Raw genomic sequence first — 15,305 nt, 5'->3', positions numbered from 1 at the left:
GTGCCCGGCAGGGCGTCAACTGGACTCGCGGTACAGTGGGGGAAGCAGTGACCGGTAAAACCGATACGCGGACGAGGATCCTCGACATCGCGGAAGCCGCGGTGCTGGAGAAAGGCTTCGAGGCAACCTCCATCGAGGAAATCGTTGCCGGCGCCGAGATCTCCCGGGGCGGTTTCTTCTATCATTTCAAGGACAAGAATGCGCTCGCCCGGGCCATGCTGGAACGCTATATCGAGGTCGAGAACGCGCTCTACGACGACCTGTTCGCCCGTGCAAGGGAACTCAATGACGACCCGCTCCATTGCATGCTCATCGGCCTGAAGCTTTTGGCGGAGATGCTGGAGGAAATGCCGACCGGGCATCCGGGATGCGTAATCGCCTCGACCGCCTATCAGGACCGGTTGTTCGATGAAGGGGTGCGGGAATTGAACCGGCAGGCCATTCTCGGCTGGCGCAAGCGGTTTCGAGGCATGTTCGAGGACATCGCGGACCTTTACGAACCACGCGAAGAAGTCAATCTGGACGCGCTCGGCGACATGGTGTCAGGGGTTGTCGAAGGCGGTCTCGTCCTGCAGCGTGCGCTGCGCGAACACAACAATGCGTCCGAGCAGATCATGCTGTTCCGCACCTATCTGAAACTGCTGTTCAGCCCGAAGCATACCGCGTGAGCGTCAGAACTCGATCGTGATCGGAACATGGTCGCTCAGGCCATTTCCAACCCAGTCCTCAAAGCTTCCGATCGAGAATTCCCTGATCCCGCGCAGCCAGTCATTCGGTGCGAAGACGAAGTCTATGTGATATGTGGGCCCGTCGATGCGCCTGTCGCGCCAATAGTGTGTCGGCGTTGTTTCCTCGCCCTGCGGCTCACCTGTCACGTCATGGTAGGCGCTTCGTATCCCCATCCCTTCCAGTATGTCGACTTTGGCCATGTGATTGATGCGCCAGCCCGGCTTGTCCCAGATCCTGTTGCTGTTCCAGTCACCGCCGATCACCGTCGGACCGGACGTGATGAAGTCGCGGTACTTCGAAAACGCCCGCCGAAGCGGCCCGCTCTGGTGTTTGCGGGTCACGCCGGCGCTGGCGTTCTGAGCCCAGACTGCGATCAGATTGAAGGCACGCGGACCCTCGACCCTCGCAGGCAGGATGAAGCGGAGCGTCGGATAGAAGGGGTCGAACCGCGTGACCGCGTAGCCGTTGAAGGCGAAGACCCCAAGGCCCTTGTTGGGGTTGGTTCCCATCCAGAGTGCCGACGCTGCCGAGAAGATCGTTTCGCCCCGTTTTTCGAGTATGTCGGGACGTGCGCACTCCGATATGACGGCAATGTCCGGACGCTCGGACAAGAGGGCATCCGCCTTGCGGTGGAGCGCCATGTTGCAGTTCCAGAAGACGAGGCGCATGTCAGACACACCGTTTCGGGAGCGGTCTGCCCAAAGATCTGCAGCAGGCAGAAAGGGTCCCAATTCGGCGCGGCACTCCGTTTTCCATCGGCGATTTCTTCCGCTATTCCTTCCTGAACCGGACCGGCGGCGATTTTTCCGGCAGGAGCCCCGCCCGGAACCGCTGCAGCACGACCTGCAGCAACAGTCCGACCAGAAGCATACGGATGAAGGAACTGCGTGTCGCCCATTCCGGCGGCAGGCGGTTGGTGAAGATTTCCGTCACGGACCAGATCGTCCAGATGCTGAGGGCGCCAAGGATCGCACCCCTGTTGTTGCCGGAGCCGCCCGCCATCAGCATCACCCAGACCAGGAAAGTGGTCAGCAACGGGTCCGTCGCCGTCGGCGACAGGAAGCGGAAATAATGCGCTGAAAGACCGCCCGCGATGCCCATCACCGCGCAGCCGATGACGAAGGTCTGGACGCGGAATTTCTCCACGTTCTTGCCGGCGGCAGAGGCGGAGGTTTCATTGTCGCGGATTGCGCGCAGGCTCCGTCCCCAGGGACTGTCGTAGAGCCGGGTGGTCGCGACATAAACCAGAAGGACGATGACCCAGACAAAGCCGAGAAAAGCAACGTCTGACATCCGCCCGGTGGTAAAGTCGGCAAACGGCCGGGGGATGCGCGACACGCCGAGACTGCCATTGGTCAGCCAGCTTTCATTGACGAACACCAGGCGCAGGATCTCCGCGATGCCGATCGAGGCCATGGCGAGGTAATCGCTTTTGAGGCGCACGCAGATCCTGGCAACCGCCCAGCCGGTCACGCCCGCAACAATCGCCGCTCCAACGAGGCCGATCGGAACGGGCATGGAAAAGCCGCCGAGGTGCCTGCCGGAGGCCGCCGTCGTCAGGATCGCGGACGTGTAGGCCCCGACGCCGTAGAAACCGGCAATCCCGGCATTGAACAGCCCGCCCATGCCCCACTGCACATTGAGCGCAAGACACAGCAGCGCGTAGATGCCGCCCAGGATCAGCAGGCTGACAATGTAGAAGAAGAGACCGGTCAATTCCATTAGGTCAAACCCTCACAAAACAGGTCGCAATGGCGCAGCAAACGGCGATGAAATGCAAGGAAAAGCGCGAAAAGCGGGCTTCCTGCCCGGTTAAGCGCTTTGACGCAGCAGATCGAAGCCGTTTCTGCGTCCCTCCGGGATAAGGTGAATTTGCCCGGACACTTTGTTGCGACGCTTTGAAAACCGGACGGTTTCCTGCAGCTTCGCGCCGCGTGTCCGAACAAATTCATCCATACCATTGCGGCCTGGTTTATGAGGGTATGACCTATAGCAACCTCCCCTTGAAGAGCCCTTGCGGCCGGAAGATCAGCAGTCCGATCATGATCACGAAGGCAATCGCCGTCTTGTAGGAAGGCGAGATCAGCGCGTCATCGCCGATCCAGTGATAGGAGGAGAGCTCCTCCGCCATGCCGATGATGAAACCGCCCGCCATCGCCCCCATCGGCTTGCCGATCCCGCCCAGAATGGCGGCGGCAAACATGGGAAGCAGCAGGTTCCAGCCGAGATTGGGATGGGCGCTGGTGTTGAGGGCGGCGAACGCGCCTGCCACCGCGGCGAGCGCCGCGCCGATGATCCAGGTCCAGCGCACGACCTTGGCCGTGTCGAGACCGGAGACCTCCGCAAGTTCGGGATCGTCGGCAACCGCCCGCATCGACCGGCCCGTCTTCGTGGCCGTCAGGAAATAGTGCAGCAGGACGGCGATTATGGCTGTCGTGACAATCGCCTGCAGATGCAGGACGGAAACGCGGAATGTATCGAAGAGCACCAGCGGCGGACGAACGCCCGCAACCAGCACCTGGTTCTCCGACCCCCAGATGAGCTGGATCATCGACCGGAAGACAAGCGCGATCCCGAACGAGGAAATCACCGTGTAAATGGTCGGCAGATCCCTTAGCGGGCGATAGAAAAACCGGTCGACAAAGAGCGCGGAGAAGATCGTCAGCGCCATGCCGAAGGGGACAAGCAGCAAGGGATTGACGGGCATCAGCGCCGTCGCCGCCATGATCCCGTAGGCGCCGAGGGTCATCAGGTCGCCATGGGCGAAGTGGGCAAAGCGCAGGATGCCGAAGATCATCGAGATGCCGACGGCGCCGAGCGCATAGATGCTGCCGATGGTGAGTGCCGGAAACAGGTAGAAATTGACGAATTCGCTCATGCGGCCGTGCCTCCGAGGAAGAGGCGGCGCACGTCCTCGTCGGCCAGCAGTTCCTCGCCGGTGCCGCTGAGATGATTTCGGCCATTCACCAGGATATGCCCGTGATCGGCGATCTGCAGCGCCTGGCGCGCGTTCTGCTCCACCATCAGCACCGTTATCCCGGTCTTGCGGATGTCCAGGAGCAGGTCGAAAATGCGTTCAAGATAGGCGGGCGAGAGACCCGCGGTCGGTTCATCCAGGAGCACCAGCTTGGGCTCGCTCATCAGCGCGCGGCCCATGGCGACCATCTGCCTTTGCCCGCCGGACAATTCACCTGCCGGCTGTTTCAGCTTGTCCCTGAGGTCGGGAAACAACGCCAGCACCTTCTCGCGGGTCGCCTTCTGATCGGGGGGCGGTGCGGCATAGGTGCCGACGTCGAGGTTTTCGTCAACCGTCATGGAGGCGAACACGTTCTTGTTCTGAGGCACAGCCGACACACCGAGGGGAACCAGAGCCGAGGTCTTGCACCCGGCCAGTTCCCGCTCCCCGAGCCGGATCGACCCGGCCGAAACGGCGGTGAGCGCAAAGATCGATTTCAGCAGAGTCGATTTTCCCGCCCCGTTCGGCCCGAGCACCACTGCGATTTCACCGGCTTCCACCGTGAGCGAGATGTCCTCGATAATCGGCGGGCCGCCATAGCCGGCCGACAGCCCGGATACGGCAAGCTGTTCGGTCATAGCTGGGCCTCGTATTTACCGCCGCCGAAATAGGCTTCGATCACGCGTTCGTCCCGCTTCACCTCGTCGACGGTCCCCTCCGTCAGAAGAGACCCCTGCGCCATCACAAGGACGTGGTCGCACAGCCTCGAGACATAGTCGAGATCGTGTTCGATTAGGCAGAACGTCAGGCCACGCTCCGCGTTCAGCATCAGGATCTTGTCGGCGAGTTTTCCCAGAAGCGTCCGGTTGATGCCCGCCCCGATCTCGTCCAGCAGGATGATCTTGGGGTCGCGCATCAGGGCACGGCCGAGTTCGACCAGTTTCTTCTGGCCACCGGAGAGGTTGCCGGCCTTTTCGTCGATGACATGTTCCAGTTCGAGCAGGCGCACCGTGTCGCGCGCCGTCTCGTAGATCGCGCGTTCCTCGGCGGAGTAGCGCCCCCGCCGGAAGATGACGTTCAGTACGTTTTCGCCCTGTGGCGCAGACGCGGACGCCATCAGGTTCTCAAGCACCGAGAGCTGGGCAAATTCGTGCGGTATCTGGAACGTGCGCGCCAGGCCCGCCTCGGCCCTCTGGTAAGGCTTCAGCCCGGTGACGTCCCCGCCGTCGAAGAAAACGCGGCCCGCACTCGGCCGGATCGCCCCCGCGATGACATTGAATGCCGTCGTCTTGCCCGCACCATTGGGTCCGATCAGACCTGTGATGCGCCCTGCGCCGATTTCGAAGCTTGCATGGTCAACCGCCCGCAAACCGCCGAAATCGACGCAGATCTCGTCCAGCCGGATCACGTCAGACGCGGCTTATTCGACGATTGCAATCTGCTTGTACCCGTCGCCGTCGACGACGAACTTGCCGATGAAACCGCCGACATCGCCATTCTCGTCGAACTCGGCGGAGCCACTGGCACCATCATAGTCGATGTCCTTGCCTTCCTTGATCAGCGCAACGGCTTTTGCCCACTCGCCCGGTCCGACCTTTTCACCCGGTGCCATGGCAACTTCGCGCAGGGCTTCCGCCATCTTGGCGCGGTCCGTGGATCCGGCCTTTTCGACGGCAAGCAGAGCCAGGAAGGTCGCATCGTAGGTCTGGTCAACGAAGGCCTTGTCCGCGCCTTCGCCATATTCGGCGTTGAACGCATCATGCAGTGTTTTCTGCGCCGGGTTTTCCGCAGGCGATGTCGGTGAGGAGAAGAACGAGGTCTTGAGCGCATCCGCGCCGACATTCTGGATCAGGAGTTCGTCCCGCAAGCCGTCGGTGCCGACAAACTTGTCGAAGAGACCACCTTCAATCGACTGACGCACGATCTTGCCGCCGCTGTCCCCTGCATAGGCGATGACGACGAGCGCGTCCGCATCACCCTTGGCAAGGCTTGCCAGTTCGGAGCGGTAGGAATCCTTTTTTTCCTCGTGCTTGTTTTCGGCAACGATCTCGCCACCGGCAGCCTTGTAGGCGTCCATGAAGGTCTGGCCGATGCCGACGCCGTAGTCGTTGTTCACATAGGTGACCGCGACCTTGTTGAGGCCTTCGTCGAGAACCATCTTGGCCAGGATTTCGCCCTGATAGTTGTCGGAAGGCACGATCCGGAAAACGAGACCGTCATCCTGAAGGTCCGTCATGGCCGGCGAGGTTGCCGTCGGCGAGATCTGTGCGACCCCTGCCGGAATGATGGCAGCTTCGGCTGCCGCGATGGTGGTCCCGGACATCAGGGAGCCCATCACGATCGGCACGTTCTCGATGTTGACCAGCTTCTGGGCGGCATCGACGGCGCCCTGCGCGGTTCCGGTTGTATCGCCATAGACCGCGACCACTTCCCCGCCGAGCAGACCGCCCTGGTCGTTCACATGCTTGACGGCCAGGTTCGCAGCGTTCTGCAGCGGTGGAATGAAGTTCGCGATCGGTCCGGTAATATCCATCAGAATGCCGATCTTGGTTTCGGCATGGGCCAGCGAACTGGTGCCCAGCATCAGTGCTGCGGCTGCGAGTGTCGTCAGTTTTTTCATGCTACTTCCCCTCATCGCTTTTTCATTGTGTCCGATACGCCCGTCCCTACCTCCCGGGCGATTCCAGAACTTCGGTTTTGAACCGTCCCGGCAGGCTGACTTCGAGCAGCTCCAGGTCGGTCGTCGCGCCCGTGTATCGTGTCGCCATTTGAGGCGGGATCACAAAGGCGTCTCCGGCGGACAGGCGGTAAGGGTCTTTTCCTTCGCCCTCGAGTGTCATTTCACCTGCCAGCACAAAGTTGAACAGAATATCGCAATCGTGCCGCGTCCATGGAGAGGTCTCTCCGGTCGCACGGGCCACCATAACAGATGCCACTCCTTTGGTGTTGTCGGAGATGGTGGTGTCGCGGGCCTCGAAGCCCGGGATCCTGAACGGGTCGAAAACCCCGTCCTTTGCAAGATTGTGCACGAATTTCTGACCCTGCCACTCCCGGTCCGGGCGCTCGGTCTCCGTCGGCAGCGTCATTTTATGATCGATCTCGGTGACATGTTCGGCAGGAACGCCGATTTCGATCACCTCAATGCCGTCGGCGGCGTGCATGACCCTGTGCCGGATTTCCGGTGGCTGGATGAAACAGTCGCCCGCCGTCAGCCGGCGCATGCCGCCCTGGTCCTCATAGAGAACGTCGACCCAGCCCCTGACGCAGTAGATCAGCTGGAAACCGACCTTGTGGAAATGAACCATGTCGGGCACCGGGCCGTCCGGCACGCGGATGTGGGACGCGATCATGGCCCCGCCAAGGCGTGTCGGCACCAGATCGCGGTACTCCATCCCGGCACGGCCGATCACCCAGGGGGCCTGGTCGGCGAGCCTGCGAACAACAAAGGCATGTTCCGTCTGCGGCAGAACCAGGGGCGGGTTCAGTTCATCGATCTCCACGCGCGTGCCGTTGGGTGCAAGAAGAACACGTTCGCCGCCGGCGAAGTCGTCGGGCGCATCCGTCAGGATGCGCAGCGTTCCTGGCCCCTCCGGCGCGCCCTTCTCGATCCGCACCCGCATGCCATGGCCGGAAAAGACCGCGATTTCCGGATTGTCCGCAGGATAGATCATGTCGAGGCGCATCTTCAGCGTCCCGGTGAAAAACGGTAGATCCTTCGCAAGATCGTCGGTGGGCAATCGCATTTCAGCGCGCGTTTCCATTATCGCGGTCCCGTCAGCGTGATGTCTTTCCGGGCACCGGAAGCTGCCCGCGTTTCAGATTCGTCGTTCATTTCCGCTGCCTCATGCGCAGCGAGATAGGCGCTTTCTCCGTCGAAGACGAAGCGCAATATGCGGTCGGCAGCCGCCACGGCGTCCCGGCGGCGAAAGGATTCCAGGAGACCCTTGTTGCCGTCCACGATGACCGGATGGTTCGCGGGATCGGCGAATGTCATCATGCGCACGGCCTGGACCTGGGTCATGTAGCGCTGCACCGCCTTGCGGAGCGACACGTTCGGGACGGCGTTGATCCAGCCGTTTCGGAAGATCTCGCAGGACCGGAACAGCATTTCCCGGTCACGCGCCGTCATCGCCCGGCGCGCGTTTTGCAGTGCCGTCTCAAGGTGGCAGACCGCGTCTTCGGAAAGGGATTGCGCGGCCAGGGCCGCCGCCCGCGGCTCAAGCAGCCGCCGGAGGTCGAAGATTTCCAGGATTTCCCGATGGTCAATTCTCGGCAGCACAAAGCCCTTGGTGGTCTGCTCCAGATATCCTTCGTGAGCGAGCCGCATCAGTGCGTCGCGCGCCGGCATGCGCGACACGCCGAACTCGGTCGCTATTGCCGTATCCACGAGCCGTGTCTGCGGGTCGACTTCGCCATTGTGGATGCGGGCCATGAGAACGTCGTGGATCTGGACGCTGGTGCCCGGCGGTGCGCTGGAGGTCTGGGAGGATTTCAAGATCGCGATGTTTTCCTCCCTGTTTCAGCCGCAAAACCGTATACAGAAAAAGGAGCATGACGCTCCCATCCTTGCTTCAAGCCGTTCGATCTGGCGATTTCCCGGTCTTTTAAGCTTGAACTAACTTCAAAACTGTATACGAATATTCCGTGCCCGGTCAACAAGGGTAAACGTTCCAAGAACCGGTTTTCGGGAGACAGGCATGACAGAGAGGAAGGCGGGTTACTTCCTGTACCACTCCATTGGCCAGTATCCTGGAAAAGAGGCGGATCTCAGCGATGCGATGGCGGAGCTTGCGTCCGTCTGGAGCGCTAACGACGACCAGCAATGGACTTACATGCTGGGCAAGCGCGCGGAGTTCATCGATCTGTGGCGCCAGTTGATCGGAGCATCGGAAGGCTCGGTCACCACCTGCGAGAATGTCACGCAGGGCGTTCACATGCTGACCACCTCGCTGCCTGCCGATCTTCTGCGTGGCCGGAAGGTTCTGGTCGCCGCCGATTGCTTTCCCTCGAACCACTTTCTGCTTTCAAGGCTTCAGGAACGGTTCGGTTTCGAGCTGAAGACCGTTCATCCGCGACAGGGCGCGCACTGGGTTGCCGACGAGGACATGATTGCGGAATGGGACGGTGATGTCGCCCTTGCCCTGATCACCTGGGTGAGTTCGACAACCTCGCACAAGACCGACGTTGAGGCGCTGGTATCGCATGGTCGCGCCATGGGCAGTCTCATCGGCGTGGACATCACACAGGCGGCCGGGCTTCTGCCCTTTTCCGTTCTCGAGCCCCAGATCGACTTCGCCGTTTCAACGAGCCTGAAATGGATGTGCGGCGCGCCAGGCGCAGGCATGCTCTATGTCCGGCCCGACCTGATCGGAGACTGCCGGCCCGAATTGCGCGGCTGGTTCAGCCAGGACAACCCGTTCAACTGGGACATCGGTGCATTCGAGTATGCACCCGACATCCGCCGGTTCGACAATGGCACGCCGGCGATCCTGCCAGCCGCGGCCACCGTGCCGGCGCTTAAGTGGCACGCGCAAACGGATCGCGCGGCGCTTCTCCACCACAACAGGTTGCTGTGCGACATCCTGATCGACGGCATGGATGATCTCGGTGTCGGCCTGTTGTCACCGCGCGACCGCGCAAAGCGCGGCGGCAGCCTGATGCTGGACCTGACAACGACGGATGCCGCCGCGAAGATGCTCACCGATCTGAAGCGGGCCGGGTATTCCGCAGATACGCGCGGCGCCACCCTCCGCCTTTCCCCCGGCGTTCAGACCACCGAAAAAGCAACGCGCGCGCTTCTTGACGTGTTTGCGGGGGCACGCGCCCTGAGTTGACGCTCAGCCGGCGAAACTTTCGACCGTTTTCAACGCGCCGTCGAGATCGGTACCCTGCTCATCCTTGAGTGCCGCCTCGCGCAACCGGGCGACCCACGCGGCGCCATCCTCGCGGTTTTCCACGAGCCGGGCGCCGGAAAGCACCTTGTCAAACTTGGAAAGGCCGCGCGCATGGGTGTCTGAATAGCCCTTGATCAGCCGCCGGCAGCGCAGGACCTCCACGGCCATGTCGTAGCGGTCAGGGAGATAGCCGGAGACCATTTTGAGCCATGCATCAAGATGATCCTGTTCCATCCTGTGCCGCAGCGTCTTCAGCCGCCATTTGCGCAGACCTCCGAGGACATAGAGCATTGCAAAGCCGCGCAGGCTATCGGTCCGAATCCGGCGCCCGCGATTGAACCAGCGGTCGATGCGCTTCATCCAGGCCGGATCGTTTTCCAGTTTCCGGCCCAGTTTTTCCGGCATGAGGCCGACAATCTCCTCCGCGCGCGGATGCAGATAGTCGGTCAGGTGCATGAGGTTCTCCGGCTTGACGCGCATCTCATCCTCGATGCGGCGCAAGCGCTGCGCGCGGGTCTTCAGGTCCGCGACCCGGATGACGTCGTCATAGGTCATCGCATTGGCGATGTACTTGGCCGCCTCCAGCGAAAGCTCGTAGTTCATCCCGGCGCTGTCCGCATTCACAAGTGTCTGCAACCGGTCGAGATATTCGGAGCCGTAGTCGCAATCCTGGAAGTCGACCACCTTCGCGAGGCCGGCCCTTGTCATGTCCTGAATGTTCTCCGGCAGCGCGGCAACGCGCGCCTGAAGCGCGGCCCAGGCCGTCTGGCTGGCCGCCGGCCCCCGGGGTTCGACGATCTCCTGTTCGACAGGTCCCGGCTCGGGCGCTTTCGGCGCTTCGCCGTTCTGCGCCAGATCATACCCGGCAGCAAAGGCCCTGAGGCTCGCCTCGACTCCCTTGCCGCCTGTCCGGATGGCCTCCTCGAAGGCTTCGCGTTTGAAGGGCAGCGCTTCGGAGCCCGCCAGGGCCCCGAACAGGGACGCCGAGATCACCGAACCGACAGCAACGGCGGCCGTATCCATATCCGCGAGGATCAGTTTCTGCGCGACGACTTCCGCCGCGGCCTTGACCTCTTCGGAAGACGCCATGCCGTCGCCGGGCACGGTCTTTTCCGAAACCGCCAGCATCCTGTGCGTGGACGCGATCAGCGTGGTCCGGTCGGGGGTCACGAAGCCGCGCATGATGGCACGGCCTGCTTCCATCATCTCGGCTGCAATCGTGATGTCGACATCACCAGCGGAGGGGGCAAGCGAGAAGACCGGCGAGGCGACGTCGCCCGGTGCCATCTCGATATAGTAGATGGTCGCGCCGGTTCTCTGGGCGACACCGGCGACGCTGGTCGCCTGGCAGTGATAGCCCTCGGACCGTGCGAGCGTCTCGATCCAGTTGGTCAGGACGCCGCCGCCCTGGCCGCCAACGGCCATGACCGCGAGCTTGATAATGCCTTCCAGGGCCGGATCCGTCGGCTGGGCGTCGAGAGGCAGGGCGAGCGACATCAGGCATTCTCCCCCGAAAAGACCAGCCGTTTGGCGGACCGCCGGTTCTGCAGCCACGTGATGACCTTCCTCCGGACGCCCGCGTACCAGGTCTCGAAGCCGGACGGATTGTGCACCACCATGGCTTCATAGAAGGACGGACAGAGGATTGCTGCATCGGCAACCTCGCCGCAATTGCCACAGCCGACACAGGACTGGTCGATATGCGCGACCGGATCGTCCCGGAGCGGATCGTCGAGTTTCTTCAGGGAGAGCGACGGACAGCCGGACAGGCGAATGCAGGCGTGGTCGCCCGTACAGACATCCTGGTCAACACCGAAACGCGGCAGCTCGACACGTTTGCCGTCGGCGATGGCCTTGTTGCGGAGCGGCTTTTCGCGCCGCTGCCGGTTCAGCATGCATTCCGAAGACGCAACGATCACCTTCGGCCCCTTGTAGTCCGTCGTCAGCGCTTCGCGGATCGTGTCCCGCATTTTGGTCACGTCATAGGTACGGTCGATCTGACGGATCCATTCCACGCCGACACCGGCAAGGGCCTTGGAGATCGGATTGTTGGTCGATTTCGTGTCGTTGTCAGCGCGGCTGGACATGACATCCTGCCCACCGGTCGCCGCCGAATAATAGTTGTCGACAATGATCGCGACGCTGTCGGACTTGTTGAAGACCATGTTGCCGATGGAGGAACTGAGCCCGTTGTGCCAGAAACCGCCATCGCCGAGAATGGAAATCGCGCGTTTTTCGCCGCCGCCATCGAAGGCAGCGTTCGAGGCCGGTCCGAGGCCGTAGCCCATTGTCGACCCGCCGATCTCGAACGGTGGCAGGCATGCGAACAAATGGCAGCCGATATCGCCGGTGATCTGCCGGGATCCCAGCTCCTGTTCCGCCAGTTTCAGGGACGCGAAAATCGGCCTCTCGGGACAGCCGGTACAAAAGCCCGGGGGCCGGATCGGCACGGTCTTGCTGAGATCGGGCAGCTCCGTCTTGGGCGTGTTCGGTGCCAGGACCTTGCCCGGCAGCAGTTCAGGTGCGTATTGACGGACAAACGCCTCCAGACCGTCGAACATGATCTGTCCGGTATATTCCCCGGCCTTTGGAAAGATGCCCTTGCCTTCGAGCTTCGTGGTCGCGCCTTCCTTGTAGAGCATTGCGCCAAGCTGCTGCTCGATGAACTCGGGCTGTCCTTCCTCCACCAGCAGGACCGCGTCCTTGCCGCTGCAGAATTCCAGAACGTCCGATTTGACGATCGGATAGGTGACGTTCAGGACGTAGAGCGGCACGGAGGTGTTGCCGCTGATATCTGCTAGACCGAGGCGCTGCAGGGAACGGATGACGCTGTTGTACATGCCGCCGAGACACATGATCCCGACCTTGCCGTCCTCGGGGCCGAACCGTTCGTTGAGCTTGTTTTCCAGGATGTATTTTTCGGCGGCCGGCCAGCGATTGTCGATCTTGTCATGCTCGTGAGCATAGGACATGGGCGGCAGCACCACCCTCTTGAAATCGCGCTGCGGGTTGGACAGCGCGTCCCGGACCGAAAGCGGCGGCGGTACGTTGTCGGCAGTATCGAAACTGCCGGTGACATGGCATGAGCGAATGCGGACCATCAGCATCACGGGCGTGTTGCTGGCCTCGGACAAGGCGAAGCCGTCGCCGACGGCCTTGACGATGGAGGGCAGGTTCGGGCGTGGATCGAGCAGCCAGAACTGCGATTTCATGGCGAAACCGTAGGAGCGCTCCTGCATGATCGAGGAGCCTTCGCCGTAGTCTTCGCCGACGATGACAAGGGCGCCGCCGTTCACGCCGGAGGAGGACAGGTTGGCAAGGGCGTCGGAGGCCACGTTGACGCCGACCGAGCCCTTAAAGGTGACGGCACCGCGGATCGGATAATGCACCGAGGCGGCCAGCATGGCCGCTGCGGCAGCTTCCGATGCATTGGCTTCGAAACGGATGCCGAGCTCGCTCATGAGGTCCTCGGCATCGGCGAGCACATCCATCAGGTGGGAGATGGGTGCACCCTGATAGCCGCCGACATACCCGACGCCGTTTTCCAGAAGCGCCTTTGTAATCGCAAGGATACCCTCGCCCGTGAAGACGTCTCCGGTTCCCTTGCGAAGATGCTCTACCTCAGCCTTGAACGACCTTTCGGCCATCGGCCCCTCCCTGCACAGTTTCCAGGTGCTAAATCGGATGTTTGCGTATGTTTTTCAAAATGGCCTGCAGCGTTGCCGTGAAAGCCCGCTGCTCGGCGTCGCTGATGCCGCGGAACATCTGCTGATACGCGGTTGCCAGGTGCGGCCAGAGCATGTCGTGCGTCTGGCGGCCCTTTGTCGTCAGGTGAATGCGCACGGCCCGGCTGTCTTCACTGTCGGTGACGCGCTTGACCAGCCCGTCCCGTTCCAGCGCATCCAGCGCACGGCTGAGCGTGGACGTTTCGACGACGGCGTAGACCGAGAGGTCACGGATCAGCAGACCGTCGAGGACAGACAAAACGGCGAGCGTCCGCATCTTTGGCGTCGTCAGGCCGAGCTTTGCCATCTCGTCCCGCAAGGCGCCGTTGTAACGTCCCATGATGCGGTTCATCAGGTAGGGCGGAAAATTCTCGAGGCCGATTTCACCCAGGCGTGGCACCGGGGTCTTCTGTTCCGCCAGTTCCAGCCCGTTTTCGTTCTTCATGCCCCCATCCCTTTTGCCAGATTGTAGCCGGACCCGCCCCCGAGGCCCGGACCCGGATGGGTCGACGCGCCGATCATGTGGAGGTTGCCGATCGTGGTGGCGCTGTTAACGGAACGGGTGAACGGACGCCAGACGAAAAACTGGTCGATGTTGCACGACCCGCCATAGGGGTCTCCGCCGACGAGATTGATGTTGAGCCGGTTCAGGTCCGCCGGCGAATAGGCGCGCCTTGCCAGCTTGATCCGGTCGAAGTTGCCGATGTGCCTTTGAAGAATGGCTTCGATGCGATCGGCAAAGGCCTCCCGGATGGTCTCCGTCCAGTTAGGACTGGTTTCAAGCTGCCCCGCCGCGTCTCCCTTGATCACGCGCGGCGCATCCGGGATCTGGACCCATAGGATGGCCTTGCCGTCCGGTGCGCGCGCGGGATCAAGCCTGTGCGGCTGCCCGACGCAAAGGGTCGGTGTTTCCGGCAGCAGACCGCGCTCAGCCTCGTTCGAGGATTTGGAAACGGCGTCGATCCCGTCCGTCAGGTGGATCAAGGCAACGTCTTCCAGCCCGCCGGCAATCCACTCCGGCTCGGCGTCAAGAGCATAGTGCAGCTGGAAATTTCCGCGGCCGTACCTGTAGCGTTCGGCGTGGGCCGGTGGCGGCTCATCGCCCAGAAGGCGCTGATGAAGCTGTGTCGGCGTGACCGACGCGATGACCGACTGAGCGTCTATCTTGTTTCCGGCCGCTGTTTCGACGCCAACTGCCTTGCCGCCTTGCACGAGAATGCGCGTGACGTCGACGCCGGTGCGGATCTCCCCGCCCTTTTCCTCGATCAGTTTGCGGAAGGCATCGGGCACGGACCCTGCGCCGCCCTTGGCCACCGGCGCGCCGGCGGCCTCAAGTGCAAAGGCGATCACACGGCCCATCTGACCGGAATAGGTGCTTTCCGGCGTCAGGCCCGTGTGCAGCACCCAGGGTGCCCAGAGCGCCTGCACCGTTTCGCTGCCATAGCCGTGTTCCAGCCAGGCCCGCGCCGGCTGCAGCGCATCTCCGAACCAGGTCTTCAGCCCGTTCAGGCCGCGCTTCCAGGCCTGTTTCGCCATCAGGCGGGCCATCTTCCCCGACCACAGCGGGCTGCCCAGCAGGGCGAACAGGAATTCAGCATCCGCCTCGACACCGCCGACATCAGACCCGTGCCGCTTGCCGTCACCGGCTGAAAGCACGTCAAAAGCCGCGATGTTCGCAGCCCGGTCCATGGTGAGCACCGCAGACTGGCCATCAGGACGCAGCACGGCGGTCGGATTTTGCGTGTGGCAGAAGTCCAGTCCGTGCCGGCCGAGGTCCTCGGCGAGCTCCGCGTAGGCGGGAGACGTCAGGAACAGAACGAAGGTCGCGGCCAGGACATCATGCCGGAAGCCGGGCAAGGTGATTTCCTCGGTCCGCATGCATCCGCCAAGATGCTCCGAACGCTCGAGCATGAGCACCTTCTCACCCTTGCGCGACAGCAGCGCGGCCGCGACAAGGGCGTTGATCCCGGACCCGATAATGACATGCGGCGCGGTCACGGG

Annotated in this window: 14 protein-coding genes; 2 read left to right on the top strand and 12 right to left on the bottom strand. The window is 62.2% G+C overall.

Annotated elements, in window-relative coordinates:
* The first annotated feature begins 47 nt into the window (after positions 1 to 47).
* Positions 48 to 668: a TetR/AcrR family transcriptional regulator gene (locus ACO07N_RS09265; protein WP_319385135.1), complete on the top strand. Its 621-nt coding sequence runs from the start codon at positions 48 to 50 to the stop codon at positions 666 to 668.
* A 3-nt stretch (positions 669 to 671) separates the two neighbouring features.
* On the opposite strand, the gene ACO07N_RS09260 is transcribed toward ACO07N_RS09265, so the two are convergent.
* The 8 genes from ACO07N_RS09260 to ACO07N_RS09225 all read right to left on the bottom strand — a co-directional run bounded on the left by ACO07N_RS09260 (position 672) and on the right by ACO07N_RS09225 (position 8,180).
* Positions 672 to 1,397, bottom strand: a complete 726-nt coding sequence (locus tag ACO07N_RS09260; protein WP_421980738.1) for an endonuclease/exonuclease/phosphatase family protein — start codon at positions 1,395 to 1,397, stop codon at positions 672 to 674.
* A 103-nt stretch (positions 1,398 to 1,500) separates the two neighbouring features.
* Positions 1,501 to 2,451: a branched-chain amino acid ABC transporter permease gene (locus ACO07N_RS09255; protein ID WP_421980737.1), complete on the bottom strand. Its 951-nt coding sequence runs from the start codon at positions 2,449 to 2,451 to the stop codon at positions 1,501 to 1,503.
* Between the two features lie 265 nt (positions 2,452 to 2,716).
* The gene (locus ACO07N_RS09250) at positions 2,717 to 3,607 is read right to left on the bottom strand and encodes a branched-chain amino acid ABC transporter permease (RefSeq protein ID WP_421980736.1); all 891 of its coding nucleotides are present in this window, start codon (positions 3,605 to 3,607) and stop codon (positions 2,717 to 2,719) included.
* Complete coding sequence (locus ACO07N_RS09245; protein WP_421980735.1) at positions 3,604 to 4,323, bottom strand: ABC transporter ATP-binding protein; 720 nt, start codon at positions 4,321 to 4,323, stop codon at positions 3,604 to 3,606. The genes ACO07N_RS09250 and ACO07N_RS09245 overlap by 4 nt, the downstream gene beginning before the upstream one ends.
* Positions 4,320 to 5,093 carry an ABC transporter ATP-binding protein gene (locus tag ACO07N_RS09240; RefSeq protein ID WP_421980734.1) on the bottom strand — a complete coding sequence of 258 codons (774 nt, stop codon included), beginning with the start codon at positions 5,091 to 5,093 and terminating at the stop codon, positions 4,320 to 4,322. Before ACO07N_RS09240 ends, ACO07N_RS09245 begins: the two co-directional genes overlap by 4 nt.
* A 12-nt stretch (positions 5,094 to 5,105) precedes the next feature.
* Positions 5,106 to 6,305 (bottom strand): ABC transporter substrate-binding protein, encoded by a 1,200-nt coding sequence (locus ACO07N_RS09235; RefSeq protein ID WP_421980733.1) that lies wholly within the window; start codon positions 6,303 to 6,305, stop codon positions 5,106 to 5,108.
* 46 nt (positions 6,306 to 6,351) lie between these two features.
* On the bottom strand, positions 6,352 to 7,446 hold the full coding sequence (locus ACO07N_RS09230; protein ID WP_421980732.1) for a cupin domain-containing protein: 1,095 nt from the start codon (positions 7,444 to 7,446) through the stop codon (positions 6,352 to 6,354).
* Positions 7,446 to 8,180, bottom strand: a complete 735-nt coding sequence (locus ACO07N_RS09225) for a GntR family transcriptional regulator (RefSeq protein WP_421980731.1) — start codon at positions 8,178 to 8,180, stop codon at positions 7,446 to 7,448. The genes ACO07N_RS09230 and ACO07N_RS09225 overlap by 1 nt, the downstream gene beginning before the upstream one ends.
* A gap of 202 nt (positions 8,181 to 8,382) precedes the next feature.
* Here ACO07N_RS09225 and ACO07N_RS09220 point away from each other — a divergent pair, with 202 nt between their 5' ends.
* On the top strand, positions 8,383 to 9,519 hold the full coding sequence (locus ACO07N_RS09220; RefSeq protein WP_421980730.1) for an aminotransferase class V-fold PLP-dependent enzyme: 1,137 nt from the start codon (positions 8,383 to 8,385) through the stop codon (positions 9,517 to 9,519).
* Between the two features lie 3 nt (positions 9,520 to 9,522).
* Here ACO07N_RS09220 and ACO07N_RS09215 read toward each other — a convergent pair whose 3' ends face one another.
* The 4 genes from ACO07N_RS09215 to ACO07N_RS09200 are packed head-to-tail and all read right to left on the bottom strand — an operon-like array spanning position 9,523 to position 15,302.
* Complete coding sequence (locus ACO07N_RS09215; RefSeq protein ID WP_421980729.1) at positions 9,523 to 11,076, bottom strand: indolepyruvate oxidoreductase subunit beta family protein; 1,554 nt, start codon at positions 11,074 to 11,076, stop codon at positions 9,523 to 9,525.
* Entirely contained in the window at positions 11,076 to 13,226 is a 2,151-nt protein-coding gene (locus ACO07N_RS09210) for a thiamine pyrophosphate-dependent enzyme (RefSeq protein WP_421980728.1), read from the bottom strand. Before ACO07N_RS09210 ends, ACO07N_RS09215 begins: the two co-directional genes overlap by 1 nt.
* A gap of 28 nt (positions 13,227 to 13,254) precedes the next feature.
* Entirely contained in the window at positions 13,255 to 13,749 is a 495-nt protein-coding gene (locus ACO07N_RS09205; RefSeq protein ID WP_319385123.1) for a MarR family transcriptional regulator, read from the bottom strand.
* Positions 13,746 to 15,302, bottom strand: coding sequence for a phytoene desaturase family protein (locus ACO07N_RS09200; RefSeq protein WP_421980727.1), 1,557 nt, complete (start codon positions 15,300 to 15,302; stop codon positions 13,746 to 13,748). Before ACO07N_RS09200 ends, ACO07N_RS09205 begins: the two co-directional genes overlap by 4 nt.
* Between the last annotated feature and the right edge of the window lie 3 nt (positions 15,303 to 15,305).

Source organism: Roseibium sp. (assembly GCF_965229775.1).
In the GTDB taxonomy this organism is placed as follows: domain Bacteria; phylum Pseudomonadota; class Alphaproteobacteria; order Rhizobiales; family Stappiaceae; genus Roseibium.
This window is presented reverse-complemented; position numbering and strand designations above follow the sequence as displayed.